The 26,412-nt window shown below is 69.3% G+C and carries 22 protein-coding genes; 16 read left to right on the forward strand and 6 right to left on the reverse strand.

Annotated features, from left to right (window positions below; genetic code table 11):
- The first annotated feature begins 105 nt into the window (after positions 1-105).
- The 7 genes from LG380_RS13015 to LG380_RS13045 all read left to right on the forward strand — a co-directional run bounded on the left by LG380_RS13015 (position 106) and on the right by LG380_RS13045 (position 9,282).
- Complete coding sequence (locus tag LG380_RS13015) at positions 106-1,308, forward strand: fatty acid desaturase (protein WP_225765655.1); 1,203 nt, start codon at positions 106-108, stop codon at positions 1,306-1,308.
- A complete protein-coding gene (locus LG380_RS13020; RefSeq protein ID WP_225765656.1) occupies positions 1,305-1,670 on the forward strand; it encodes a hypothetical protein in 366 nt (121 codons plus the stop codon). Before LG380_RS13015 ends, LG380_RS13020 begins: the two co-directional genes overlap by 4 nt.
- A gap of 15 nt (positions 1,671-1,685) precedes the next feature.
- Positions 1,686-2,498, forward strand: coding sequence for a bifunctional DNA-formamidopyrimidine glycosylase/DNA-(apurinic or apyrimidinic site) lyase (mutM, locus tag LG380_RS13025; RefSeq protein ID WP_225765657.1), 813 nt, complete (start codon positions 1,686-1,688; stop codon positions 2,496-2,498).
- Positions 2,499-2,575: 77 nt separating this feature from the next.
- Positions 2,576-3,142 (forward strand): ECF-type sigma factor, encoded by a 567-nt coding sequence (locus tag LG380_RS13030; protein ID WP_225765658.1) that lies wholly within the window; start codon positions 2,576-2,578, stop codon positions 3,140-3,142.
- 56 nt (positions 3,143-3,198) lie between these two features.
- Positions 3,199-6,027, forward strand: a complete 2,829-nt coding sequence (locus LG380_RS13035) for a serine/threonine-protein kinase (protein WP_225765659.1) — start codon at positions 3,199-3,201, stop codon at positions 6,025-6,027.
- A 46-nt stretch (positions 6,028-6,073) separates the two neighbouring features.
- The gene (locus LG380_RS13040) at positions 6,074-7,669 is read left to right on the forward strand and encodes a glucan biosynthesis protein D (protein ID WP_225765660.1); all 1,596 of its coding nucleotides are present in this window, start codon (positions 6,074-6,076) and stop codon (positions 7,667-7,669) included.
- A gap of 155 nt (positions 7,670-7,824) precedes the next feature.
- Entirely contained in the window at positions 7,825-9,282 is a 1,458-nt protein-coding gene (locus LG380_RS13045; RefSeq protein ID WP_225765661.1) for an MFS transporter, read from the forward strand.
- Positions 9,283-9,332: 50 nt separating this feature from the next.
- On the opposite strand, the gene LG380_RS13050 is transcribed toward LG380_RS13045, so the two are convergent.
- The 3 genes from LG380_RS13050 to LG380_RS13060 all read right to left on the reverse strand — a co-directional run bounded on the left by LG380_RS13050 (position 9,333) and on the right by LG380_RS13060 (position 11,985).
- Positions 9,333-10,394, reverse strand: a complete 1,062-nt coding sequence (locus LG380_RS13050) for a LacI family DNA-binding transcriptional regulator (RefSeq protein WP_225765662.1) — start codon at positions 10,392-10,394, stop codon at positions 9,333-9,335.
- Between the two features lie 109 nt (positions 10,395-10,503).
- The gene (locus LG380_RS13055) at positions 10,504-11,124 is read right to left on the reverse strand and encodes a thymidine kinase (RefSeq protein ID WP_225765663.1); all 621 of its coding nucleotides are present in this window, start codon (positions 11,122-11,124) and stop codon (positions 10,504-10,506) included.
- Between the two features lie 96 nt (positions 11,125-11,220).
- On the reverse strand, positions 11,221-11,985 hold the full coding sequence (locus tag LG380_RS13060) for a hypothetical protein (RefSeq protein ID WP_225765664.1): 765 nt from the start codon (positions 11,983-11,985) through the stop codon (positions 11,221-11,223).
- Between the two features lie 99 nt (positions 11,986-12,084).
- Here LG380_RS13060 and LG380_RS13065 point away from each other — a divergent pair, with 99 nt between their 5' ends.
- Positions 12,085-14,067, forward strand: a complete 1,983-nt coding sequence (locus tag LG380_RS13065; RefSeq protein WP_225766624.1) for a UvrD-helicase domain-containing protein — start codon at positions 12,085-12,087, stop codon at positions 14,065-14,067.
- Positions 14,068-14,116: 49 nt separating this feature from the next.
- Positions 14,117-14,647: a GNAT family N-acetyltransferase gene (locus LG380_RS13070; RefSeq protein WP_225765665.1), complete on the forward strand. Its 531-nt coding sequence runs from the start codon at positions 14,117-14,119 to the stop codon at positions 14,645-14,647.
- Between the two features lie 3 nt (positions 14,648-14,650).
- Here the strand turns inward: LG380_RS13070 and LG380_RS13075 are convergent, their stop codons facing one another.
- Complete coding sequence (locus LG380_RS13075; protein WP_225765666.1) at positions 14,651-15,313, reverse strand: DUF480 domain-containing protein; 663 nt, start codon at positions 15,311-15,313, stop codon at positions 14,651-14,653.
- Positions 15,314-15,416: 103 nt separating this feature from the next.
- Between LG380_RS13075 and LG380_RS13080 the strand changes: the two genes are divergently transcribed.
- The 4 genes from LG380_RS13080 (at position 15,417) to plsB (ending at position 20,818) form a co-directional block, all read left to right on the forward strand.
- On the forward strand, positions 15,417-16,301 hold the full coding sequence (locus LG380_RS13080) for an HAD family acid phosphatase (RefSeq protein WP_225765667.1): 885 nt from the start codon (positions 15,417-15,419) through the stop codon (positions 16,299-16,301).
- Positions 16,298-17,026 carry an orotidine-5'-phosphate decarboxylase gene (gene pyrF, locus LG380_RS13085; protein WP_225765669.1) on the forward strand — a complete coding sequence of 243 codons (729 nt, stop codon included), beginning with the start codon at positions 16,298-16,300 and terminating at the stop codon, positions 17,024-17,026. Before LG380_RS13080 ends, pyrF begins: the two co-directional genes overlap by 4 nt.
- 247 nt (positions 17,027-17,273) lie before the next feature.
- Positions 17,274-18,212 carry a hypothetical protein gene (locus tag LG380_RS13090; protein ID WP_225765671.1) on the forward strand — a complete coding sequence of 313 codons (939 nt, stop codon included), beginning with the start codon at positions 17,274-17,276 and terminating at the stop codon, positions 18,210-18,212.
- On the forward strand, positions 18,212-20,818 hold the full coding sequence (plsB, locus tag LG380_RS13095) for a glycerol-3-phosphate 1-O-acyltransferase PlsB (protein ID WP_225765672.1): 2,607 nt from the start codon (positions 18,212-18,214) through the stop codon (positions 20,816-20,818). Before LG380_RS13090 ends, plsB begins: the two co-directional genes overlap by 1 nt.
- 38 nt (positions 20,819-20,856) lie before the next feature.
- Here the strand turns inward: plsB and LG380_RS13100 are convergent, their stop codons facing one another.
- Positions 20,857-21,060 carry a YdcH family protein gene (locus tag LG380_RS13100; protein ID WP_225765674.1) on the reverse strand — a complete coding sequence of 68 codons (204 nt, stop codon included), beginning with the start codon at positions 21,058-21,060 and terminating at the stop codon, positions 20,857-20,859.
- A gap of 80 nt (positions 21,061-21,140) precedes the next feature.
- Between LG380_RS13100 and ttcA the strand changes: the two genes are divergently transcribed.
- Genes ttcA through LG380_RS13115 form a run of 3 tightly spaced genes read left to right on the forward strand, consistent with a single transcriptional unit; the run spans position 21,141 to position 23,852 of the window.
- Positions 21,141-22,052: a tRNA 2-thiocytidine(32) synthetase TtcA gene (ttcA, locus tag LG380_RS13105; protein WP_225765676.1), complete on the forward strand. Its 912-nt coding sequence runs from the start codon at positions 21,141-21,143 to the stop codon at positions 22,050-22,052.
- 47 nt (positions 22,053-22,099) lie between these two features.
- Positions 22,100-23,008, forward strand: a complete 909-nt coding sequence (locus LG380_RS13110) for a recombination-associated protein RdgC (protein WP_225765677.1) — start codon at positions 22,100-22,102, stop codon at positions 23,006-23,008.
- Between the two features lie 52 nt (positions 23,009-23,060).
- Positions 23,061-23,852, forward strand: a complete 792-nt coding sequence (locus LG380_RS13115) for a SprT family zinc-dependent metalloprotease (protein WP_225765678.1) — start codon at positions 23,061-23,063, stop codon at positions 23,850-23,852.
- A 372-nt stretch (positions 23,853-24,224) separates the two neighbouring features.
- Here the strand turns inward: LG380_RS13115 and LG380_RS13120 are convergent, their stop codons facing one another.
- Positions 24,225-26,411 carry a methyl-accepting chemotaxis protein gene (locus tag LG380_RS13120; protein WP_225765679.1) on the reverse strand — a complete coding sequence of 729 codons (2,187 nt, stop codon included), beginning with the start codon at positions 26,409-26,411 and terminating at the stop codon, positions 24,225-24,227.
- Between the last annotated feature and the right edge of the window lies 1 nt (position 26,412).

Raw genomic sequence — 26,412 nt, forward strand, 5'->3', positions numbered from 1 at the left:
CGACATACGCCGGCGGTGGGTGAAGTTTGCGCCTGCCGGACCCATGATGTCTGCCTCGGCGGCGCGTTTTTCCTACAGCTGCCACATCCCGATTGGAGCAATGCGATGTCTGAGACCCTCCTCGAATTCCTGACCGGAGGCATCGTCGGCCTGGGCTGGTGGGGAATGCTGGTCGTCCTGCTGGTGGTCACCCAGATCACCATCTTCGCCGTCACCCTGTACCTGCACCGCAGCCAGGCCCACCGTGGCGTGGACTTCCACCCGGTCATCGCCCACTTCTTCCGCTTCTGGGTGTGGCTGACCACCTCGATGATCACCAAGGAGTGGGTGGCCATCCACCGCAAGCACCACGCCAAGGTGGAAACCGAGGAAGACCCGCACAGTCCGGTGACCAAGGGCATCGGCCGCGTGTTCTGGACCGGCGTGGAGCTGTACCGCGAAGCCCGCGGTCTGCGTGCGGACATCGAGCAGTACGGCCGCGGCGCGCCGGATGACTGGATCGAGCGCCACCTCTACACCCCGCACGCCAACCTCGGCCCGGTGCTGCTGTTCGCCGTCAACGCCGCCCTGTTCGGCCTGCCGGGCATCGCACTGTGGGCGATCCAGATGGCGTGGATCCCGTTCTGGGCGGCCGGCGTGGTCAATGGTCTCGGCCACTGGTGGGGCTACCGCAACTTCGAATCGGCCGACACCTCGACCAACCTGACGCCGTGGGCGTTCTGGATCGGCGGCGAGGAACTGCACAACAACCACCATGCCTTCCCGAGCTCGGCGCGCTTCTCGATGCGGCGCTGGGAGTTCGACATCGGCTGGCAGGCGATCCGCCTGCTGCAGGCACTGCGCCTGGCCAGGGTGCTGCGCGTGGCACCGAGCCTGGACGTGCGTCCGAACATCGCCGTGCCCGACGCCGACACGCTCAGGGCGCTGCTCTCGCACCGCTTCCAGGCCATGACCGACTACCAGCGCAACGTGTTTACCCCGGCGTTGAAGGAGGAGGCGGCCGCCGCCGGCGCGCGCCTGCGCAAGCTGCTGCCGCGCCGCCTGCGCCGCGGCCTGGTCAACGACGGCCGCTGGCTGCCGCCGGAAAGCCGCGCGCATCTGCAGCAGTGGGTCGAGCAGCGCCCCCGCATCCGCACCCTGGTCGAGTACCGCGCGCGGTTGTCGGCCCTGCTCGAAGCGCGCAGCCACGATGCCGGCGAACGCCTCAAGCAACTGCAGCAGTGGTGCCAGGAAGCCGAGGCCAGCGGCATCCGCGCGCTGCAGGACTATGCCGCGCGGCTGAAGGGCTACGCCCTGACCACCGCATGAGCCGGCGCGTGGTCCGTCATCCGGCGCTGTTCCAGCGTGCCAGCGGCGTTCTGCTGGCTGCCTGCTGCATTGCGCCGGTCGCGGCGCAGGTGCAGGACACCAGCCAGTACCTGCAGCGCATGGACGCCAACGGCGATGGCCGCATCGACGTGGATGAGTACGTGGGCTGGATGATGTACGCCTTCGATCGCATGGACGCCGATGGCGACGGCGTGCTCAGCGCCGCCGAACAACCCGGGGGCCGCGGCAAGCCGATCACCCGTGAACAGCAGCGCCGTACCCTGGTCGAACGCTTCGCAAAACAGGATGCCAACCGCGACGGCTTCCTCAGTGCCGGCGAACTGGCTGCACCTCCCCGCTGATCCCCGTTCCATCCGATGCCCGAACTTCCCGAAGTAGAAACCACCCGTCGCGGCCTGGCGCCGCACCTGGAAGGGCGCCGCGTGCATGGCGTCATCCTGCGCCGGCCGGACCTGCGCTGGCCGATCCCGCCGGAGATCGAGCGCGAACTGCCTGGGCAGCGCATCGAGGCGGTGCGCCGCCGCGCCAAGTACCTGCTGCTGGATACCGCCGCCGGCAGCGCGGTGCTGCACCTGGGCATGTCCGGCAGCCTGCGCGTGCTACCGGGAGACACGCCGCTGCGCGCGCATGACCATGTCGACATCAGCCTGGACAACGGCCGCCTGCTGCGCTTCAACGACCCGCGCCGCTTCGGCTGCCTGCTGTGGCAGCCGGCCGGGCACACGCATGAACTGCTGGCCGACCTCGGTCCCGAGCCGCTGGATGACGCCTTCGATGGTGACTACCTGTTTGCGCGCAGCCGCGGCCGCAGTGCGCCGGTCAAGACCTTCCTGATGGACCAGCGCATCGTGGTCGGCGTGGGCAACATCTACGCCGCCGAAAGCCTGTTCCTGGCCGGCATCAATCCACTGCGCGAGGCCGGCAAGGTCTCGCGGGAACGCTACCAGCGCCTGGGCGACGCGGTGAAGCAGGTGCTGGGCCACGCGATCAACCGCGGCGGCACCACGCTGCGCGACTTCATCAGCCCGGATGGTGCACCGGGTTACTTCGAGCAGGAATTGCTGGTCTACGGCCGCGAGGGCGAGCCATGCAAGCAGTGCGGGCGCGTGCTGCGCCACGCCAACATCGGCCAGCGGGCCAGTGTCTGGTGCGGGCACTGCCAGCGCTGACTGGCCGCCGGCTTTCACGGTACCCGTTTGCCGCGCGCTATAGTCCGCGCACATACGCCCTGGCGGTGGAGTGCGAGATGGACAATGCACCCGATATCACCCTGTGGCTCGATTCGGCGCGCAGCGGCGATCGCCAAGCGCTGGACCGTGTCCTTGGCACGCTCTACCAGGAACTGCACACGATGGCGCGTCGGCAGCTGGCCGGCCAGCAGGGCCGCACGCTCGATGCCACCTCGCTGGTGCACGAGTCCTACCTGAAGCTGCTTGGCACCCGTGGCGGCGCCCGCTTCGAGGACCGCGCGCACTTCTTCGCCTATGCCGCCTCGGCCATGCGCAGCGTGGTCGTGGACTACGCGCGCAACCGGCTGGCGCGCAAGCGCGGCGGTGACCTCAAGCGCGTGGCCGAGATTCCCGAGGACAGTGCCAGCGGCGTGCGCCTGGACGAGGACCTGCTGGCGCTGGATGTCGCGCTCAGGCGCCTGCACGACGTCGATCCACACCTGGCCAAGGTGGTGGAACTTCGCTATTTCGCCGGGCTTTCGGAACTGGAGATCGCCGAACTGTGCGGGCGCTCGGAGCGCAGCATCCGCCGTGACTGGCAGAAGGCACGCATGTTCCTGCTCGCCGCGGTACGCGAGGACTAGGGCAGCACGGCACGCCGTTGGGGGACGGCGACGACACACGTACGGGGAAATGGCAGATGGACCAGGCCCGCTGGAAACTCCTCTCGCCCTTGCTGGACCAGTTGCTGGAAATGGATGGGCCAGCGCGCAGGCGCCGCCTGCAGCACCTGCAGGCCACCGATCCCGCGCTTGCCGACGAACTGCAGCGGCTGCTTGCCCATGGGCGCGACAGCGATGACTTCCTCGCCGAGCCGCTATGGTCGCCGCCACCGGCTGATCCACGCCACGACACCCTGGTCGGCCCGTACCGGCTGGTGCGCCTGCTGGGCGAGGGCGGCATGGGCCAGGTGTGGCTGGCCGAGCGCGCCGATGGCCTGTACCGGCGACCGGTCGCGCTGAAGCTGCTGCGCGCCGGCTACGCCGATCCCAACCTGCGCCTGCGCTTCAGCCGCGAGCGCGACATCCTCACCCGGCTCGAGCATCCCAATCTTGCCCAGCTGCTAGATGCCGGGGTGGACACCCACGGCCAGCCGTTCCTTGCCCTGGCCTATGTCGAAGGCGAACCGATCACCGACTACTGCCAGCGCCTGCAGTTGCCGGTCGAAGCACGGGTGAAGCTGATCCTGCAGGTCTGCCGCGCGGTCAGCCACGCGCACGCCAACCTGGTGGTGCATCGCGACCTCAAGCCATCCAACATCCTGGTCGCCGCCGACGGGCAGGTGCGGCTGCTGGACTTCGGCATCGCCAAGCTGCTCGACAGCGCGGACGGAATGGCGGTGCATCCGCCCACCGAGGCGCGTGCCTTCACCCTGCACTACGCCGCGCCCGAGCAGGTGCGCGGCGAACCGATCACCACCCAGGCCGATGTCTATTCGCTGGGCGTGGTGCTGTACGAGGTGTTGACCGACCAGAAACCCTACCGCCTGCGCCGCCAGAGCGATGCCGAATGGGAGACGGCGATCCTCGACGTCGATCCGCCACGGCCCTCGCAGGCGGTGCTGCGCGCGGCCGAGGCCGGACTGCGTGACGGGGCCTCGGCGCGGCGGCTGGCACGTCGCCTGCGCGGTGACCTGGACAACATCGTGCTCAAGGCGCTGCACAAGCCGCTGGCGCAGCGCTACGCCTCGGTCGAGGCGCTGGCCGGCGACCTGCTCCGGCACCTGCAGGGCCGCCCGGTGCAGGCGCGTCCCCAGCACCTGGGCTACCGCATGCAGAAGTATGTGCGCCGGCACCGCTGGGGGCTGGGCGTGGGCAGCGCCGCGCTGCTGGCGCTGGGCGTGGTGTCGGCCACGGCGGTGTGGCAGAAGCACCAGGCGCGGCAGGAAACCGCCCGTGCGCAGGCCATGCAGGACTTCGTGGTCGGCCTGTTCGACCAGGCCGGCAACGCGCGCCAGGGCAGCTTCGACGTGCGTCGCCTGCTCGAGGTAGGTGAGCGCCGCGGTGCCACCGAGCTGGCCCAGCAGCCGCTGGCGCGGGCCGAGCTGGAGGGGGTGATTGCCCGCCTGCGCATCGGCCTGGGTGATTACGACCATGCACGGGGACTGCTCGAACACCAGCGCCAGGTGCTCGATACGCTGGACGACGTGCCGGCCAGCCTGCGGCTGGAATCGGCGACCCAGCACGGCCGCGTGCTGGCGCTGCTGGGCCAGGCCGGCCATTGCGTGGCGGTGATGCAGCCAATGAGCGGTCATGCCGGCATGCAGCAGTCGGCACTGCCGCAGCTCGCGGCCGCCTTCCATTCCCAGTTGGGCCGCTGCCAGCGCATGGTTGGCGACCTGCAGGCGGCGCGGCGCTGGTTCGAGAAGGCGCTGGCGCTGCGCCGCGGCGTGCTGCGCGACCGCATCGGCGAGGTCGAGAACCTGACCGACCTGGCCATGCTCGAGGCCGATGCCGGCAACACCGCACGGGCGATTGCCGGCTACGAGGCCGCGCTGGCGCAGCTGCAGGGCGAGGGTGGGGGCAGTCATCCGCAGCTGGTCCAGCTGCGTCGAAACCTGGGCATCGCTTATCGCGAGCTGGGCGACGTCGATCGCGCCGGCCGCGAACTGCACCAGGCCCGCATCGTGGCCGAGCGCCTGTACGGGCCGCAGCATCCCGAGACGCTGGACGTGCGGCGGCTGCAGGCCGGGCTCAGGGTCGGGCAGGGACAGCTGGCTGCCGCCGCGGCCGAACTGCGCGACGTGCACGCCCAGACCCTGGCCGCGCTCGGCAGCGAGCATCGCCAGACCGGCTGGAGCTGGCATGCACTGGGCCTGCTGGCGCTGAAGCAGGGCGACGCCGCGCGGGCAGTCGAGGACATGGCCCAGGCCGTGAGCATCTGGCGCATGCCCGACAGTGCGCGCCTGCTGCCGCTGGGCCTGTACGGCCTGGCCCTTGCCCAGCAGCAGGCCGGGGCGCCGGAGCAGGCCCGGCGCGCGCTGGAAGAAGCGCGCCAGTTGCGCGTGGCCCAGCTCGGCGAGAACGACGTGGCGGTGGCCGACATCGACCACCGCATCGCGCAGGTGCTGGCCGCGCAGGGCCAGGCGCGGCAGGCCGGCGAGCTGCTGGCCGATGCGCTTGCGCTGGCCCGCCGCAGCCGCGGCGAAAGCCATCCGCAGCTGCTGGCGATGCGCCTGTCGTGGGGGCGGAACCTGGGGCAGCTGGGGCAGCGCGTGGAGGCGCTGCGCGAGCTCGATGCACTGGCCATGGCCGGCAACCAGGCGCTGCTGGAAGGCCGGCGCCTGCGCTGGCAGGCACGCGCCTATGCGGCCGAGATCCGCTGCCATGGCGAACCGGCGCGGGCACGGCGCGAGTTGGCCGGGCTGCAGGCCGAACTGCGCACGGCCCTGCCCGAAGGCGGCGCAGTGCCACGCGAAGTGCAGCAGTTGCTGCAGGACTGCGGGACCGCCCGGGTAGCGACGCGTTAACGCCGCGCTGCCTATCATGCGCGCTCATTCCAGAAACGCCGCCCGCATGGATCGACGCGATTTCCTCCGCAATGCTTCCGCAGCGCTGGCTGCGCTGGGCCTGCCGGCCTTCGACGCGCTCGCACAGGCGCCGCGCCAGCTTGGCCTGCGTCGCCTGGGCCAGCCGCAACCGTTCGATTACGCCTGGCTCAAGGGCCATGCCCGCGCGTTGTCGCAGCAGCCCTACCAGTCGCACAGGCGCACGCTGCCAGCGGCGGTGGAAGCCCTGGACTGGGACCAGTACCAGTCCATCCGCTATCGCCAGGACCACGCGCTGTGGGGCGATGGCGAAGGGAAGTTCCAGGCCAGGTTCTTCCACCTCGGCCTGTACTTCCATTCGCCGGTGCGCATGTACGACGTGGTCGACGGCAAGGCGCAGGAACTGGCCTATGACCCGGCGGCGTTCGACTACGGCCGTAGCGGGCTGAAGGGCCAGAAGCTGCCCGCCGACCTCGGTTTTGCCGGTTTCCGGCTCAACACGCGCAAGGACACCGAGCGCGACTTCGCCGCTTTCCTTGGCGCCAGCTACTTCCGTGCGGTCGGCAAGGAAGGCCAGTACGGCCAGTCGGCCCGTGGCCTGGCGATCGATACCGGCATGGGCCGGCCGGAGGAGTTCCCCGACTTCATCGCCTACTGGCTGGAACGGCCGGCCCCGGAATCGGACACCATCGTGGTCCATGCGCTGCTGGATTCGCCCAGCGTGGCCGGTGCCTACCGCTTTGCCATCACCAATGGCGACGTGCTGCTGATGGACATCGACAGCGCGCTGTATCCGCGCCAGCAGATCGAACGGCTCGGCATCGCGCCGTGCACCAGCATGTACCAGGTCGGCGAGAACGACCGCCGCATGGGCTGGGACTGGCGCCCGGAAATCCACGACACCGATGGCCTGTCGATGTGGACCGGCAGCGGCGAGTGGATCTGGCGGCCGCTGTGCAACCCGCCGCGGCTGCGCTTCAACATGTTCGTGGACAACAACCCGCGCGGCTTCGGCCTGCTGCAACGCGACCGCAACTTCGACCATTACCAGGACGACGGCGTGTTCTACGAGAAGCGCCCCTGCCTGTGGGTGGAACCCAAAAGCGACTGGGGCGAGGGCTCGGTGCAGCTGGTGGAGATCCCCACCGTGGACGAGACCTTCGACAACATCGTCGCGTTCTGGAACCCGCGCGAAAAGCCGCAGCCCGGCCAGGAACTGCTCATCGGCTACCGCCTGTACTGGGGCGCGCAGCCGCCGGCGCGGCCGCCACTGGCGCACTGCGTGGACAGCCGCACCGGCCTGGGCGGGGTGATCGGCAAGAAGCGCGAGTATTTCTCCTGGCGCTTTGCGGTCGACTTCCAAGGTGGCGAGCTGGCCTCGCTGATCGACAGGGCCGAGGTCGAGGCGGTGGTCAGCGCCAGCCGCGGGCGCGTGGAAATCGTCTCGGCGCGACCGCTGCGCGAAATCAACGGCTACCGCGCGATGTTCGACATCGTGCCGCCCGACGACGGTACCGAACAGATCGACATCCGCCTGTTCCTGCGCAGCGGTGGCCGCACCCTCACCGAAACCTGGCTGTACCAGTACACGCCGCCGCCGGCGAGCGAGCGCACGCTGTACTGAGCCCGACAGGGACACCGCCACAAACTTTCGTTGACAGCGTTATCAGGCGGCACTACAACGTCGTGCCGCCCTGACCGGCGGCTTCGACATGCAGCCGGCGCTGTGGGTCCGGCGGGCGCCGGAACACGGCCCCTCCAACCCGCAACGAGAAACCCATGAAACAAACAACCCGCTGGTCGCAGTTCGGCGTGCTGGTCACGGTGTTCTTCTTCTGGGGCTTCGTCGCCGCCAGCAACGGCATCCTGATCCCGGTGTTCAAGAAGGCCTTCGCGCTGACCCAGGCGCAGAGCATGTACGTGGCCATGGCGTTCTACGTCGCCTACACCGTCGGTTCGCTGATCTACGCCGGCATCTCGCGGGCGATGGGCCAGGACCTGCTCAACAAGGTCGGCTACAAGGACGGCATCTGCATCGGCCTGCTGGTCTCGGCCGTCGGCGCACTGCTGTTCTATCCGGCGGCCAACATGGCCTCCTTCAGCCTGATGCTGGCGGGCCTGTTCATCGTCGGCCTGGGCTTTTCGCTGCAGCAGATCGCCGCCAATACCCTGGCCGTGGTGATGGGCGATCCGTCCAACGGTTCGCAGCGGCTGACCCTGGCCGGTGGCATCAACAACTTCGGCACCACCGTCGGCCCGCTGCTGGTGAGCATCGCGATCTTCGGCAGCGTCTCGGCCGGCAACACCGAGGCCAGCATCGAAAGCGTCAAGACGCCCTACCTGGTACTGGGCGCGGCCTTCGTCGTGGTGGCGTTGTTCCTCAAGCTGTCCTCGGTGCCCAACCACATCGACCTGGAAGCACTCAGCCAGCAGGAAGCCACCGACAGCCGCCGCCTGGTGCAGCAGAAGTCGGCGCTGGCCTATCCGCAGCTGGTGCTGGGCATGATCGGCATCTTCCTGTACGTCGGCGTGGAGGTGTCCACCATCGACAACCTGCCGGCCTACCTCGAGCTGGAAGTGGACAAGGGCGGGCTGGGCATCGACACCTCGCTGATCGCGCCGTTCGTGTCGCTGTACTGGGCCAGCCTGATGATCGGGCGCTGGGGCGGAGCCGCCGGTGCGTTCGACGTCAGCGCCGGGGCCAAGAAGCTGCTGATGCTGGTGCTGCCGTTCCTGGCCTTTGGCGTGTACCTGGCGGTCAACGCCATCTCCGGCCACGACGCCTCGCAGTTCTACCTGTACGCACCGCTGATCCTGGTGATGATCGCCGCCACCCTGGCCAGCCGCGGCAACCCGGCGCGCATGCTGCTGTACTTCGCCGTGTGCGGCGCGATCGCCCAGCTGGTGGGCATGTTCACCACCGGCATGACCAGCGTGATCGCCTTCATCAGCGTCGGCCTGTTCTGCAGCACGATGTGGCCGTGCATCTTCTCGCTGGCCATCACCGGCCTGGGCAATGCCACCAACCAGGGCAGCAGCCTGCTGATCATGATGATCATGGGTGGCGGCATCGTCAGCCTTGCCCAGGGTGCGCTGGCCGATGCGGTCGGCATCCATTACAGCTTCATCGTCGGCGTCGCGTGTTTCGCCTACCTGGCCTTCTACGCCATTGCCGCGACGCGCTCGCTGCGCAAGCAGGGCATCGACCTGGATCGACTGGCGGCCGGCGGCCACTGAACGACGTGTGCCGCCAGGCTCCGCGCGCCGCGGAGCCTGGCGATGGCGGGTCAGCGTCTGACCGGCCCGGTGGAGCGTCGCAACTGCAGCGCGTAACCCACCTCGACCACGCCGCCGGTGCCGCGCTCGCGGATTTCCTTGAGCAGTTCCAGCGTGGCCAGCCGTCCCATCTCGCGTGAGGGCTGGCGCACCGTGGTCAGTGCCGGGTAGATCTGCCGGCTGATCGGGGTGTCGTCGAAACCGCATACCGAGATGTCAGCCGGCACCGACAGCCCGCGTTCGCAGATCGCGCAGATCGCACCGGCGGCCATGTCGTCGTTGGCGGCGAAGATCGCCGTCGGCGGTTCGGGCAGCGCCAGCAGGCGTACCGTCGCCGCGTAGCCCGAGTCGTACGAGAAGGCTCCCTCGACCACCAGCGCCGGGTCGGCGGCCAGCCCGCCGCGCTGCAGGCCCTGCTGGTAGCCGGCCATGCGCCAGCTGCTGCCCCCGTGGGCCGGATGGCCCTGGATGTGGGCGATGCGGGTGTGGCCCAGCGCCACCAGGTGGTCGACGATCTCGCTGGCGGCCTGCACCTCGTCCACCACCACGCCGATGCGGCGGTTGGGCTCGCGCGCGGAGATGCCCGCGTGCGGGAGGTCCAGCTCGCGCAGCCGCTGCAGCAGCGCGGCGTCGTCGGTCAGCGGCGGGGTCAGCACCAGGCCGTCGACCTGGGACTGCGCCACCAGCGCCTCGACCTTGGCCACGATATCGGCCGCGTCGTACTCCAGCGGCGCCAGCATCAGGTTGTAGTGCCGCGCCTGGCAGGCATCGAGCACGCCCATCTCGATCTCCATCAGGTAGTTCGAGGACGGGTTGTCGAACAGCATCGCCACCAGGTAGGAGCGGTTCCCGGCCAGCATCCGCGCCGACGGCAGTGGCCGGTAGCGCAGTTCCTGCACCGCCGCCTCGACCCGGAGCCGCACCGGCTCGGAGACATTGGGCTCTTGGTTGAGCACGCGCGAGACGGTCTTCATCGACACCCCCGCCTGCGCCGCCACGTCCTGGATGCGTACGCGCCCGGCGGAGCGTGCGGCATCGGGGGCATGCGGGCCATTGCGCCGGTCGCCGCTCATCGATTCCCCGTGGTCATGCGTATGCCTGCCGGCCTGTGACGGATCGCCCACTCTAGCCCCAGCGCGGCCGTGGCCGCCATGCGGCCTTGGTGGAACCGGTGGGGCCGCGTTACAGGGGCAGCGGTGCCTGCATCGGCTCGATCCGGCCCTGGCCGCGGGTGATCTTCTTGAACTCGGCGCGGCTGACCGACACGTAGCGATCGTTGCCGCCGATCTCCACCTGCGGACCGTCCTGCACCGCGTGGCCCTGCTCGTCCACGCGCACGGTCATCGTCGCCTTCTTGCCGGAATGGCAGATGGTCTTGATCTCCTGCATCTCGTCGGCCCAGGCCAGCAGGTACTGGCTGCCCTCGAACAGCTCGCCGCGGAAGTCGGTGCGCAGGCCGTAGCACAGCACCGGGATGCGCAGCTCGTCGACCACCTCGCTCAGCTGCCAGACCTGCGCGCGTGACAGGAACTGCGCCTCGTCCACCAGCACGCAGCCCAGCCTGCCGCGCTCGGCGATGTCGTGTTCGATCAACCGTTGCAGGTCGGTGTCGCGGTCGAATGCCACCGCCTCGGCCTGCAGCCCGATCCGCGAGGCGACCACGCCGGTGCCGGCGCGATGGTCCAGCCGCGGCGTCAGGATCGCCACGCGCATGCCGCGCTCTCGGTAGTTGTGCGCGCTCTGCAGCAGGGTGGTGGTCTTTCCGGCGTTCATCGCCGAGTAGTAGAAGTAGAGCTTGGCCATGGCGCGATTTTAGCGCGCCATGAGCCTCGTCCCGCTTGCGTCAGGGACGTACCGGGCCCAGCGGACCGACGGTGGTCGCGCCTTCGCGCACTTCGGTCACGCCCACGCGCCAGGTCCGGTCCTGGTGCTTGAAGTACATCTCCGGCCGCCAGTAGAGCGGGTCGTAATACTTGTCACCGGTGATGGCGACCAGCGGTGCCTGCTGGTCGCCCTCGAAGTCCGCGCTGGCGTTCGCGCGCTTGACCGTGACCGCACCCGGCTGCATGGCCAGGATCGTCGTCGCCCTGCGCCCACGCCGGTCTGCTTGGCCGCCTGGCGGCGCAACTGGTGGCCCAGCCGCGGGCGGGCGACGTCATCGCCGTAGCGTGCGTACAGTTCCTGGCCCTCGGCCAGCGCGCGTTCGCGTTCCTGCGGGTCCAATGCAGCCCAGTAGGCCTCGCGCTGCCGCAGCAGCTCCGGATAACCACGCTCGGCGGCCAGGTCCATCCACGCGTAGGCGGCGGCACGGTCCTGCTGCTGGCCGTGCGAGCCCTGCCAGAGGATCTCGGCCATCAGTGCCTGGGCGGGCTTGTCGGCGTACTCGGCGGCGCGCCGGAGATAGCGGATCCCCCGGTGCGGGCGGCCCTCGGCCAGCGCCTGCAGGGCGATGCGGCGGAAGTACAGATCGTTGTGGTTGCTGGCCAGCCCCGCCATCAGCAACTCCGGCTCCATCAGGATCGACGGTTCCGCGGCAGTGGGCTGGGCATGGGCCGGCGCGGTGGCCGATAGGGCGAGGCAGGCCGCGAACACGGCAACGGCCGAACGCAGGGCAGTCGTGGCGAACTCGTTGTCTGGTCCATGTGGGCCAATGGAATCTAGCACCAGGGTGGGTCTGCGCGTGCATCCGCCCCTCGGGGACCCATACAGCCTGCGACCGGGCCGGCTGGCTAGAATGGCCACCTGTCTGTGGAACCCCCGATGCTGGACAAGCTCAATCCCCCCCAACGCGCCGCCGTGCTGCACAGCCAGGGCCCGCTGCTGGTGCTGGCCGGTGCCGGCAGCGGCAAGACCCGCGTGATCGTGGAGAAGATCGCCTACCTGATCGACAGCGGCCGCTACCCGGCCCGCCGGATCGCGGCGATCACCTTCACCAACAAGTCGGCCAGGGAAATGCGCGAGCGTGTGGCCAAGCGCCTGCGCCCGGACATCGCCGAGGAGGTGACGATCTCCACCTTCCACGCGCTGGGGCTGAAGTTCCTGCAGATCGAGCACGCCGCGGTGGGGCTCAAGCGCGGCTTCTCGATCTTCGACGCCGACGATGCCACCGCCCAGGTCAAGGATCTGCTGGGCGGCAGCAATGCCAAGCCCGACGACATCGAGGACGTGAAGAACCTGATCTCGCGCGCCAAAAACGCCGGGCTCTCGCCCGAGCAGGCCGCGCGGGCGGCCCGTTCCAGCCGCGAGAAGAACGCGGCCATGGTCTACGAGCTCTACCAGGCGCGGCTGACCGCGTTCAACGCGGTCGACTTCGACGACCTGATCCGGCTGCCGGTGCAGGTGCTGGAGGAGAACCCGGACATCGCGCTGGCCTGGCGCGAGCGCATCGGCTACCTGCTGGTGGACGAATGCCAGGACACCAACGATGCCCAGTACCGGTTGCTCAAGCAGCTGGCCGGGCCGGCCGGCAACTTCACCTGCGTGGGTGACGACGACCAGTCGATCTACGCCTGGCGCGGCGCCAACCCCGAGAACCTGCAGGCCATGGGCGTGGAATACCCCAACCTGCAGATCATCAAGCTCGAGCAGAACTACCGCTGCTCCAACCGCGTGCTGCGCGCGGCCAATGCGTTGATCGCGCACAACCCGCACGAGCACCTGAAGACGCTGTGGTCCGACCAGGCCGACGGCGAGCGCATCCGCGTGTGGGAATGCCGCAACTCCGAACACGAGGCCGAGAAGGTCGCCGCCGAGATCCAGTTCATCGCCACCAGCCGGCGCGTGCCGTGGAGCGATTTCTGCATCCTGTTCCGCGGCAACTTCCAGAGCCGGCCGCTGGAAAAGGCGCTGCAGATGGTCGGCGTGCCCTACCACCTCAACGGCGGCACCGTGTTCCTGGAGCGGCAGGAGGTCAAGGACACCCTGGCCTGGCTGCGGCTGCTGGTGAACCCCGATGACGACACCGCGTTCATGCGCGCGGTGCAGTCGCCCAGGCGCGAGGTCGGCGCCGGCACCCTGGCCAGGCTCGCCGAGCTGGCGATGGAGAAGGACATGCCGATGGCGATGGCGGCCGAGTCGATGGGCGCGCTGGCGCAGCTGCCGCCGCGCGCGGCCAACAGCCTGAGCAAGTTCACCGACATCGTGCGCGCGCTGCGCATGGACCTGCGCACGCTCACCTCCGGCGAGCTGGTGCGCAAGCTCGCCAAGGAGTCCGGCCTGCTGTCCGAACTGCGCCACCAGGCCAAGGACACCGCCAGCTACGAGCGTCGCGCCAACAACCTGGAAGAACTCGCGCAGTGGTTCGAGAACGGCCCGCGCGGGGCCAGTGCCGGCGACATGGCCGCGCAGCTGGCACTGCTGTCGCGCAACGACAAGGACGACGGCGGCAACCAGGTGCGGATGATGACCCTGCACGCCTCCAAGGGCCTGGAATTCCCGTACGTGTTCATCGTCGGCTGCGAGGACGGCGTGCTGCCGCACCAGGTCGCACTGGAGGAAGGCGCGCTGCAGGAGGAGCGGCGCCTGCTGTACGTGGGCATCACCCGCGCCAAGGTGCAGCTGTGGATGAGCTACAGCAAGCTGACCCGCAAGTTCGGCGAGCACATCCGGCTCAAGCCCAGCCGCTTCTTCGACGAGCTCCCGGCCGCGGAGATCCAGCGCGACGGCGCCGACCCGGTGGCCGACGCCGCGCACAAGCAGGAACGCGCCAAGGCCGGGCTGGCCGCGATCGAGGCGCTGTTCGACTGATCCGGCGCGGGCCGGCGCACAATGGCCGGCCGTCCTTGCCGCTTCACGCATGACCGTCATCGTCCAGACCGAACGCCTGCAGCTGCGCCGCATCGATCCGGAGCAGGACGCGATGCAGATGCTGGCCCTGCTCAACGAGCCGGGCTACCTGCGCAACATCGCCGACCGCGGGGTGCGCAACCGCGCGCAGGCGCGTGCCTTCATCGTCGAGCGCGTGCTCGCCAGCTATGAACGGCATGGCTTCGGCATGTACGCCATCATCCGTCGCGCCGATGGCGTCTGGCTGGGCAATGCCGGCCTGGTGCGCCGCGACGGCCTGCCCGGGCCGGATATCGGCTACGCGCTGCTGGGTCGCCACGAAGGCTGCGGCTATGCACTGGAAGCCGCGCGCGGCGTGCTCGATCACGCGCGAAGGGAGCTGGGCCACCGCGACCTGTACGGCATTGTCTCCCCGCACAACCAGCGCTCGGCCGCGCTGCTGCTGAAACTGGGGATGGAACAGCGCGGGCCGGTGCAGCTGCCGGCACCGCTGACCGAGCCGGTGCTGCTGTTCGCCACGCCCGGCGCGCCGATGCCCTGAGCTTCAGCCGCCCAGTCGTTCCTGCAGTTGCGCCAGTTGCTGCTGCAGCTCCGCGACCTGCGCTTCCAGCTGCTGCACGCGCTGCTCCAGTGCGGACGATCCGCCGGCGGGCGCGTCCGGCTGTACGCGCTGGGCCAGCGCCGCTACATCGACTTCGCCGCCCAGCAGGTGCACGAAACGGTCCTCGCGCTGCCCGGGCGCACGCGGCAACTGCAGCACCAGGGCCGGCTGGCGCTGGATGAGGCGCTCGAGCTGGTGGCGCACTTCCTCGGCATCGGCGAAACGGTGCAACCGCTCGCTGCGCGCGTACAGCTCGCCCACCGTCTGCGGCCCTCGCAGCAGCAACAGCCCGAGCAGGGCCACCTGCTGCCGGGTCAGGTCCAGTGCGGTGGCGATGCGGTGCTCATAGCGCTCGGCGCGCGAGGAGAACTGCTGGCGGGCCAGTCCCAGGGATTCGAGCTGGCGCAGGGCGTGGTGCACGTCGCCGGTGGACAGCGCCATCACCGGATCGCGCGCGGTCCTCTGGTTGGCCGCGACCTGCGCGGCGTTGACCGTCAGCGGATAGGTTTCCGGCGTGGTCGCTTCCTTCTCCACCAGGCAGCCCAGCACGCGGGCCTGGGCGGCATCCAGTACGGGGAGGGAAGGGCTCTGGTCCACTGCGGTCATCGTTCGGTCCACGGCTGGGCGCGCAAGGATAGCCCAGCGCCGGGAACCGCCTGCCAGTCGCAAGCCGCTAAAATGCGGCGATTACGAGCTGCCGGTGGTGTCCATGTCCCGAATTCCCGCCCTTTCCCTGATGACCGCCACGGTGCTGGCGCTGTCGGCCTGCGTTTCCACCGGCCCGGCGGCACGCGAGGTTGCGGCACCGGTGCCGGTCGTTGCTGCCGATGACAACCTCAACGCCGTGCTGTGGGTGCAGACCGCACAGGAATACCGTGCGCTGACCATGCAGGCCTGGAAGATGGCCGCGGCCAACCTGGACCGCGCGCTGGCCGACCCGACCTGGACAGCGCTGCTGCCGGGCGAAGGCGCCGAGCTGCAGAAGCCGGACCTGCCGCCGGCGGTCGTCGTGGACATCGACGAGACCATGCTCGACAACTCGGCCTACCAGGCCCGGCTGGTGCTCGACGGCGCCAGCTTCAGCGATGCCGGCTGGGCCGCCTGGGTAGCCGAGCGCAAGGCGCGTCCGGTGCCGGGCGCACTGGAGTTCGCCAGGGCGGCAGCGGCCAAGGGGGTGAGCATCGTCTACATTTCCAACCGCACCCACGACATGGCCGCCGACACCATCGCCAACCTGCGTGCGTATGGCTTCCCGGTGGATGAGTCCAACTACTACGGGCTGGGTTACGAGGTCCCCGGCTGCACCGCGCACGGCAGCGAGAAGGGGTGCCGTCGCATCGCCGCGGCCGGCAAGTACCGCGTGCTGATGCAGGTCGGCGACCAGATCACCGACTTCGCCCAGCTGACCGCCAACACCCGCGAGCAGCGCGATGCCCTGCTGGCCAACCATGGCCAGTGGATCGGCGAGCGCTGGTACATGCTGCCGGGCCCGACCTACGGCGGTTACGAGCCGGCGGCGTTCGGCAACAACTGGAAGCTGCCGGCCGGGGAACGCCGCAAGGCCAAGCACGCCGCGCTGGAGCCGGCGCGATGAGCCGCGGCCCGCTGCCGCTGGCCGCGCACGAGCGGCTGATCTTCGCCCTCGACGTGCCCGGCAGGGCGCAGGCCATCGAATGGGTGGAGCGCCTTGGCGATGCGGTGTCCTTCTACAAGATCGGCATGGAGCTGCTGGCCTCCGGCGAGTATTTCGATGTGCTCGAGGAGCTGGCCCGCCGCGACAAGCGCGTGTTCGTCGACCTGAAGTTCTTCGACATTCCGGCCACCGTGGCCGGGGTGATCAGGCGCCTGTCGCAGTGGCCGGTGGACTACTGCACGATCCACGGCTGGCACCCGGCGATGATGGAAGCCGCGGCCAGCGCCAACACCTCGGACATGCGCCTGCTGGCGGTGACCGTGCTGACCTCGATGGGCCGCCCGGACCTGGCGCAGATGGGCATCGACCGCGAGCCGGTGGAGGTGGTGGTCGAGCGCGCGCTGGCCGCCCAGGCCGCGGGCATCGACGGCGTCATCGCCTCCGGCCAGGAGGCTGCGCCGATCCGTGCGGCCACCGGCGCCGGCTTCTCCATCGTCTGCCCCGGCATCCGCCCCGGTGGTCCGGCCGGCGATGACCAGCAGCGCACCGTCGGCGTGGCCCAGGCCTTCGCCAACGGCGCCGACGCCATCGTGGTCGGACGGCCGATCCGGCTGGCCCCCGACCCGCAGGCTGCCGCCCGCGCCATGCAGGTGGAGATCTCTGAGGTTTTCAATAAGAAACAATAACTTGAAAAAAAATTGTCACGTATTGCTTCAACAAACGGGGGCCGGTAGGATGGCGATGCCCGGTCACTGACCGGCTGTTCCACCATGTCCACCGGCCCGTCCGGTTTGAGGAGGTCCGCCATCATCCGATGCGGCCTCTTTTTTTTGCCCCGCGTCCGGGCCGGTGGCGGCCGCAGCGTGACGGCCGTGCTTGCCGCGGCCACGGCGCAACCCCAAGATGCGGCGACACCGGGGGAGTCTTCACGCAATGCGACCAACGCAAACGACACCGCGCCTGTTCGCCGCCGCGCTGTGCGTGGGGATGCTTCTGGGCGGCTGCCGGGGCAAGGAGGAACTGCCCGGCGCGGCCACCGAACCGGCCGCCGCCGTGCGCCAGCTGGTCCAGCACCTCCATGACGACGACCTGGTCGGCTACGCCCGCGCGGCGGTGCCGCCGGAGCAGTACGTGCAGCTGGAACAGGCCTGGGCCGAGGGCCACAGCCGCTGGCCGCTGACCCAGCTGCCGCTGGACGAGCGACTCGCGCCGCTGCTGGCCACGCTGTCCGCGCCCGCTGCCGAAAAGGACCTGCAGCGTGCGTTCCGCGCCCAGATCGCCGGGCAGGCCGCCGGCGTGCGCCAGGCCGCGCAGTCGCTGGGGCTGTTCGGCGTGCAGTACCTGAGCAACAAGCCTGACTACAGCCCGGCCCAGCGCGAGCACTACGTGCAGCTGGTGCAGGCACTCAGCGAGTGGGCCATGGCTGCGCCGTTGACCGATCCGCAGCTGGCCAGGGGCAGCATCGAACGGCTGGCCAGGGCCGCGCGCGAGGCGGGCGTGGCCAGCGACGAGGACCTGGGCCGCGTGGGCATGACCGCCAGTCTGGAACGGCTGGGTCCGTTCCTGCGCGCACTCAAGCAGACCCTGGCCGCCTACGGGCTGTCGCTGGACGACACCGCCGCCGGTGTGCGCGTGGGCCTGGTCGAGCAGAATGGCGACCAGGCCACGGTGCGGGTGCAGTACCCGCTCGGCGCCCGGGAACTGGATATCGAGGTGGCGCTGCAGCGCCGCGACGGCCACTGGTACGTGGCGCGCACCCTGCAGAAGGTCGACGAGGTGCTGCAGGTGGCCGCTCAAGCCCGCGCCCGCGAGGCCGCCGCCGCGCTGCCGCCGACCCCGCAGGACGACCCCGGCGCACCGGCTAAGCCATAATGGCGCCGATGCCGAAACAAGATCCCTTGCCATTCCCGGGCCAGGAGCCCGCGCCGCCGGCCGAGGCCACCCCCGTTGCTTCCCGGCCCGGTCCGGGTGGATTCCGCGTGGGCAAGCGCCCGCTGTGGTCGCGCATACTCGGCCGCCTGGTCGAGCCATGGCTGTCGCTCAAGATCGAGCCCGAGCCGGCCGAGCCCTACGACGGCAACCGGCCGCTGGTGTACGTGCTGGAAGACTACGGCCTGTCCAACGCGCTGATCCTGGACAAGGCCTGCCGCGAGGCCGGCCTGCCCTCGCCGCTGGTGCCGCTGCCCGGTGACCCGACCGGGCGCCGCCGGGCCTACGTCGCGCTGTCGCGCCGCTCCAGCAGCAGCGCGCTGATCCCCGAGCAGCGCGGCGCCAAGACCCATTCCGACTCGCTGGCGCGCTTGCTGCAGGCCCACCGCCGCGACGAGGCCCTGGACGTGCAACTGGTGCCGGTGTCGATCTTCGTCGGCCGCGCCCCGGACAAGCAGACCGGCTGGTTCGCGGTGCTGTTCTCGGAAAACTGGGCGCTGGTCGGCCGCTTCCGGCGCCTGCTGGCGGTGCTGCTCAACGGCCGCAGCACGATCGTGCGCTTTGCCCCGGCCCTGTCCCTGCGCGAGACCGTGGACGAGGGCCTGGAGCCGGAGCGCACCGTGCGCAAGCTGCAGCGCGTGCTGCGCTCGCACTTCCGCCGCATCCGCGAGTCGGTGATCGGCCCGGACCTGTCCACCCGCCGCCTGCTGGTGGACAAGGTGCTGGAGGCCGAGCCGGTGCGCGAGGCCATCGCCGCCCAGGCCAAGCGTGACAACACCAAGCCGGCCGAGGCCTGGAAGAAGGCCCACGCCTACGCCTGGGAGATCGCCGCCGACTACTCCAGCCCGGTGGTGCGTTCGGCCAGCTTCATGCTCTCCCACGTGTGGAACCGCATCTACGCCGGCGTGCTGGTGCACCACCTGGACAAGTTCAAGGCCGCCGCGCCCGGGCACGAGGTCGTCTACGTGCCCAGCCACCGCAGCCACATGGACTACCTGCTGCTGAGCTACCTGCTGTACGACCGCGGCATCGTGCCGCCGCACATCGTGGCCGGCATCAACCTCAACCTGCCGGTGGTCGGCACCCTGTTGCGCAAGGGCGGCGCGTTCTTCATCCGCCGCAGCATCCGCGGCAACGCGCTGTACTCGGCGGTGCTCAGCGAATACGTGGCGCAGCTGGTCGCCGGCGGCTACTCGATCGAGTACTTCGTCGAGGGCGGGCGCTCGCGTACCGGCCGCCTGCTGCAGCCCAAGGGCGGCATGATCGCCATGACCCTGCGCGCGTTCCTGCGCCAGCCGCGCAAGCCGGTGCTGTTCCAGCCGGTCTACATCGGCTACGAGAAGCTGATGGAAGGCGGCAGCTACCTGGACGAGCTGTCCGGGCGGCCCAAGGAGAAGGAATCGATCTGGCAGCTGCTGTGGGGCATCCCCAAGGTGCTCAAGCAGAACTTCGGCCAGGTGGTGGTCAATTTCGGCGAGCCGATCGCGCTCAACGAGGTGCTGGCCGAGCGAGCGCCCGACTGGGACGGACAGCCGGTGCCCGACGACGAGAAGCCGGCGTGGCTGGCCGGCACCGTCGATGCGCTGGCCCAGCAGATCCAGGTGCGCATCAACGGCGCCGCCGACGTCAACCCGATCAACCTGCTGGCGCTGGCGCTGCTGTCCACGCCCAAGCACGCGATGGGCGAGGCCGACCTGATCGCGCAGATCGAGCTGTGCAAGACGCTGCTGGTCGACCTGCCGTATTCGGACCGGGTCACCGTCACCCCGCATTCGCCGGAGCGGATCATCGCCCACGCCGAGGAGATCAACGTCCTCAGCCGGATCAAGCATCCGCTGGGCGACGTACTCAGCGTATCCGGCGACACCGCGGTGCTGCTGAGCTACTTCCGCAACAACGTGCTGCACCTGTTCACCGCCGCCTCGTGGGTGGCGTGCTGCTTCCAGAACAACCGCCGCATGAGCCGTGCCGGCCTGGTGCGGCTGGGCCGCACGGTCTATCCGTTCCTGCAGGCCGAGCTGTTCCTGCCGTGGAGCGAGGACGAGTTCGCCGCACGCATCGAGCGCACCATCGAGGTGTTCGTGCGCGAGGGCCTGCTGCAGCACGTCGGCGGCGAGGAAGGCGACATGCTGGCGCGCAATACCGGGCAGACCGACGAGGTGTTCCGCCTGCGTGCGATCGGCCATTCGCTGCAACAGGCGTTCGAGCGCTATTACATCGCCATCTCGGTGCTGGTGAAGAACGGCCCCGGCACGCTGGGCGCCGCCGAGCTGGAGAGCCTGTGCCAGCAGGCGGCACAGCGCCTGAGCCTGCTGTACGCACCGGCGGCGCCGGAGTTCTTCGACAAGGCGCTGTTCCGCGGCTTCATCCAGAAGCTGCGCGAGATGAAGCTGGTGTGGCCGGACGAGAACAGCAAGCTGCTGTTCGACGAACGCCTGGATGCGTGGGCCAAGGATGCCAAGTTCATCCTCGGCCGCGAGCTGCGCCACACCATTGAGCGCGTCAGCCCGGAAGCCGCCAGGGAAGAACAGCCGCCGGCGCAGGACTGACCAAGCCGGCGGCTGGCGGGGCGGTCACGCCGCCGCGTTCAGGCCGGCTCGTTCGGGATCAGCATGCTTTCCAGCTTCGTGATGCAGTCGCGGAGCTGGAGCTTGCGCTTCTTCAGGCGCTTGGCCTCCAGCTCGTCCTCCGGATTGGAGGCAAGCTGGCAGATGCGTTCGTCCAGCGCGCGATGCTCCAGACGGAGTTCGGCGATGCGCTGGCTGATGCTGGCGGGCGTGAGGTCTTCCACGTGCCCGAGCATACACAGCCCGCGTGCGGGCGGCATCGACGTCCGCGGCGCGGTGGCGGCAGCCGGTAGAATGGGCGCCGATGAGCGCCGTCATACCCCTTCCCGATCCCGCCCCGCGCACCGCGCGCGATCCCCACGTGGCTGAACGCGAACACCACAAGCTGGCCAAGCGCCTGCGCCGCCAGGTCGGCCAGGCCATTGCCGACTACGGCATGATCGAGGCCGGCGACAAGGTGATGGTGTGCCTGTCCGGCGGCAAGGACAGCTACACGTTGCTGGACATCCTGCTGCAGCTGCAGAAGAAGGCACCGGTACCTTTCGAGCTGATCGCGGTGAACCTGGACCAGAAGCAACCCGGCTTCCCCGAACACGTGCTGCCCGAATACCTCACCAGCATCGGCGTGCCGTTCCACATCATCGAGCAGGACACCTATTCGGTGGTCAGCCGGGTGATTCCCGAAGGCAAGACCATGTGCTCGCTGTGCTCGCGCATGCGACGCGGCTCGCTGTACAGCTGGGCCGAGGCCAACGGCATCACCAAGATCGCGCTCGGCCACCACCGCGACGACATGGTGGCCACGTTCTTCATGAACCTGTTCCACCATTCCAAGATCTCCGGCATGCCGCCCAAGCTGCGCAGCGACGATGGCAAGCACGTGGTGATCCGCCCGCTGGCCTACGTGCGCGAGAGCGACATCATCGAGTACGCGCAGGCCAGACAGTTCCCGATCATCCCGTGCAACCTGTGCGGCAGCCAGGAGAACCTGCAGCGCAAGCAGGTCGGGCTGATGATGAAGCAGTGGGAGAAGGAGCATCCGGGACGGATCGAGCAGATCTCCCGCGCGATGGCCGACATCCGTCCCTCGCAGATGGCCGACCGCAGCCTGTTCGACTTCATGGCGCTGGGCCGCCGCGACGACGCGCCGCTGCCCGATGCCCACGCCTGGTTGGCCGGCAGCAGCGACGCAGCCGGTGAGACGCCGGCCGCCTAACCTGGCGGGCCGGCCGGTCCGCTACCGCATTCCAATCCTGGTATTCCATGTTTTTCAAGAACCTGACGTTTTTCCGTTTCCCCACCTCGGTGGATTTTTCCGAAGTCGACACCCTGCTGCCGCACGCGCTGCTCAAGCCGGTCGGCGCGCTGGAAATGAGCTCGCGTGGCTTCATCTCGCCGTTCGGCCGCGAGGAGAAGGAAGTGTTCTCGCACCGCATCGGTGACTCGCTGTGGCTGACCGTCGGTGGCGAGGAGAAGATCCTGCCCGGCGCGGTGGTCAACGACCTGCTGGAACGCCGGCTCGAGGAGATCGAGGAGAAGGAAGGACGCCGTCCCGGTGGCCGCGAGCGCAAGCGCCTGAAGGACGACCTGCTGCACGAGCTGCTGCCGCGTGCCTTCGTGAAGACCTCGCGCGTGGATGCGTTCTTCGACCTCGCCCATGGCTATGTCGTGGTCAATGGCTCCAGCCAGAAGACCGCCGAGAACGTGATGAGTGATGTCCGCGGCCTGCTCGGCAGCTTCCCGGCAATGCCGCTCAATGCCGAAGTCGCGCCGCGCTCGATCCTCACTGGCTGGATCGCCGGCGAGCCCCTGCCCACCGGCCTGAGCCTGGGCGAGGAATGCGAGATGAAGGATCCGGTCGAGGGTGGCGCGGTGGTCAAGTGCCAGCACCAGGAACTGCGCTGCGACGAGATCGACAAGCACCTGGACGCCGGCAAGCAGGTCACCAAGCTGGCGCTGGTGTTCGAGGACAACCTGTCCTTCGTGCTGGGCGATGACCTGATCGTGCGCAAGCTCAAGTTCCTGGATGGCGCGCTGGACCAGCTCGAGCATTCGGACGAGGACGGTCGCCGCGCCGAACTGGACGCGCGTTTCGCGCTGCAGAGCGGCGAGATCCGCCGCCTCTTCCTGCTGCTGGAAGAAGCCTTCAAGCTGAGCAAGGCCGACAACTGAGCCAGCCCTGGCCGTGCACCTGCCCCGGCGGTGCAAGGACTATGCTGTGGCCATGCCCCGCCTTCTCCGCCGCCTGATCGCGCCTGCCGCGCCGGTGATCCAGCGCGACACCGTGCGCCTGCGCCTGGAGGAAGCCGAGATCGACGTGCTGCGCGTGCGCGATCCGCGCGCGAGGCGGCTCAAGCTCAGCGTCGACGAGCGCGGCGTGCGCCTGACCCTGCCGTTGCGGGCCAGCCTGGTGGCCGGCGAGCGCTTCATGCAGGCCAACCGCCAGTGGCTGAGCGAACAGCTGGCGCGTTGCCGCCGCGATGACGTGCTGCCGGCGCTGCGCATCGGTGAGCCCGGCCAGCTTCCGCTGCGCGGGCAGCTTCTGCCGGTGCGCTGGCAGTCCGGCCGCTTCACCCGCATCGAACAGGACGAGCAGGGCATCTGCATCCACCTGGCCGCCCGTGCCGGTGATGCCGCGCTGCGCCGCGCGCTGCGCGAGTTCTACGAGGTGCAGACCCGCGCCGACGTCGGCCGTTGGCTGCCCGGCTACCTGGCCGGGTTGCCGCGTGCGCCGGCGCGCATCCGCATCAAGGTGATGTCCTCGCAGTGGGGCTCGCTGGCACCTGATGGCTCGATGGCGCTGGACCTGGCGCTGGTACTGGGCCGGCCGTCAGCGTTCGAGTACGTGCTGGTCCATGAGTTGTGCCACCTGCTGCAGGCCAACCACTCGCCGGCGTTCTGGGCCGAGGTGGAGGCGCGTTTCCCGGCCTGGCGCGACGAGCGCGCCTATTTCCATGCCGAAGGCCGCCGCCTGAAGGCGATGCTGCGACAGTTGCTTGCCCCGGCCGCCGCCTGAGGTGATGGCCGCTGGCCGGTCAGGCGGCGGCGCGGCCGGCTTCCACTGCCCGACGCAGGACGCGGATCGCCCCCACCGTGTGCTGGGTGGCCTCGTGGAAATCATGTTGCAGCAGCTGGTTGGCGCGCGAGTCTGGCCGCGCTGGTGCGAGCGCACCATCTCACCGGCCAGGCAGTGGAAGCGCGCATGTTCCAGGCGCAGCGCCTCGAACCCGGGCAGGGCTGCCACGCGCTGGCCCTTGCCATGGATCACTGGCCCATTGCGCAGACGTTGTCCTTGCCGGTGGTGGCCGCGTCCGGCGATTCACCTGCCCGTGCAGGAAGTTCTTCAGCCCCGGCTCACGGAGTGATCCGCCTCGATCATCGCGTCGAACTAGGCGATGTCGGCGGCGGCTCCCGGACGCTGGTGCACGGCATGGCTCGCGGCCGGGCGCGGCGCGCCACTGCGGCGGAACACCGAGACCGATTCGATCAGCTGGCGGGCCTGGTCTTCCATGACGCGCGCGGCGGCCGTGGCTTCCTCCACCAGCGCCGCGTTCTGCTGGGTGCTCTCGTCCATCTGGTTGACGGTGTGGTTGACCTGCTCGATGCCGGCGCTCTGTTCCTGCGAGGCGGCGGAGATCTCGGCCATGATCCCGGTCACGCGCTGCACGCTGGAGACGATCTCGTCCATGGTGCTGCCGGCCTGGGTCACCAGCGTCGAGCCTTCGGACACCTTGTCCACCGAATCGTCGATCAGGGTCTTGATCTCCTTGGCCGCACTGGCCGAGCGCTGCGCCAGGGTGCGCACTTCCGAGGCGACCACGGCAAAACCGCGGCCCTGCTCGCCGGCACGCGCCGCTTCCACCGCCGCATTGAGCGCCAGGATGTTGGTCTGGAAGGCAATGCCGTCGATCACCGAGATGATGTCGGCAATCTTCTTTGACGAGGCCTCGATCGCGCCCATGGTGGTGACCACCTGGCCGACCACCTCGCCGCCCTGCGAGGCCACGCCATGCGCGCCGATGGCGAGCTGGTTGGCCTGGCGGGCGTGTTCGGCGTTCTGGCGGACGGTGGAGGTCAGTTCCTCCATCGAGGCGGCGGCCTGCTGCAGGCTGGCGGCCTGCTGCTCGGTACGGTGCGACAGGTCGGCATTGCCATTGGCGATCTCGCCGGCGGCCAGGTGCATGCGGTCGGCGGCGGCCTGGATCCGGCCGACCATTTCGTCGAGCTGCTCGGCGGTGCGGTTGGCATCGTCCTTCATCGCCGCGAAATCGCCGGCGTAGTCGCCGACGATGCGGCGGTCCAGCTCGCCGCGAGCCAGCGCAGAAAGCATTTGCCGGATTTCGCCGGTGGCGCCGCTCAGGGTGTCGAGCAGCTGGTTGATGCCGTTGCCGAGGATGTGCATGAAGCCGGCTTCCTCCACCACCGGCAGGCGCCGGGCGAGATCGCCGCGGCTGGCGGCCTCGACGATGCCGGCGATGCTGCTTTCCAGCTGCAGTTCCTGGGTGCGGTCGTACCACTCGACGACGAAGCCATTGCGGTTGCCATCGGCATCGCGCACCGGCGTCACCACCTGGGCGAAGTGCACCTGGCCAATGGTCACCTTGCCGTTGTGCGGCTCGGTCATCGTGTCCAGCATGCGGCGGATGCGCTCGGGGTTGGCATGGAAGCGGTGGATGCTGCTGCCGACCAAGGTGTCGACGTCGAAGTCCGGGAACGACTCGCGCAGGGTCTTCTGCTGGTTGCGCAGCAGGGCCAGTACCGAGCGGTTGACATAGCGGATGATGTGGTCGTTGTCGGCGATCATCACCGCGGTGCGCGATACGTCCAGCGCCAGTCGCACCTGCGCATTGGCGACGTTGCCCTCGCTCTCGCGCTGCTGGCGTTCCTGCAGCTGGGTGTCCATCGCCACCAGCGCGGCGGCCAGCGAATCGGCACCGAAGCGGTGCTGGACCAGCCGCCCGGCGGCCGGATGGCCGGCAGCGACCTCGCGGGCCAGTTCACGCAGCTGCACCGGGTCGTGGCCCAGGGCATCGAGCTGGCGCCGCAGCCGGATCGCCATCGCGCAGACGAACGCGGTTTCCACCGCCAAGTAGCCGGCGTGCAGCAGCAGGATCTCCATGCCGCTGCCCGCGCTGAACGCATACACCGGCACGCCCCTGCCCTGCAGCCAGAAGAACACCACGTGGTGCACGGCAATGGCCACGGCGGCCACCGCCACCGGCAGCCAGTCGCGGTAGTACAGCAGCAGCGCGATCACCACGAACACGCCGAAATGCAGTTCGACCAGGCCACGGGCCTGGTGGATGCCGGCGGCCACCAGCACCATCAGCACCAGCGCCACGGTGATGCTGCCCAGGCGGGTGCCGCTGTTGAGGCGGATCTGCACCGCCAGCACCAGCAGGGCCGGCAGGCTGACCGCCAGGAACGGCATCCACTGGCCCGAGTACAGCGACATCGCGCAGGATGCGCCGGCACCGAGCAGGGCCAGCAGCAGGAACAGGCGGTCGGCACTGCGTGCCAGCACGCGGCTGTAGGAATCAACCCGGGTTTGCGGGAAGCGATGGGCGGACGACATG

This window comes from Stenotrophomonas sp. Marseille-Q4652 (genome assembly GCF_916618915.1).
Taxonomy (GTDB): domain Bacteria; phylum Pseudomonadota; class Gammaproteobacteria; order Xanthomonadales; family Xanthomonadaceae; genus Stenotrophomonas.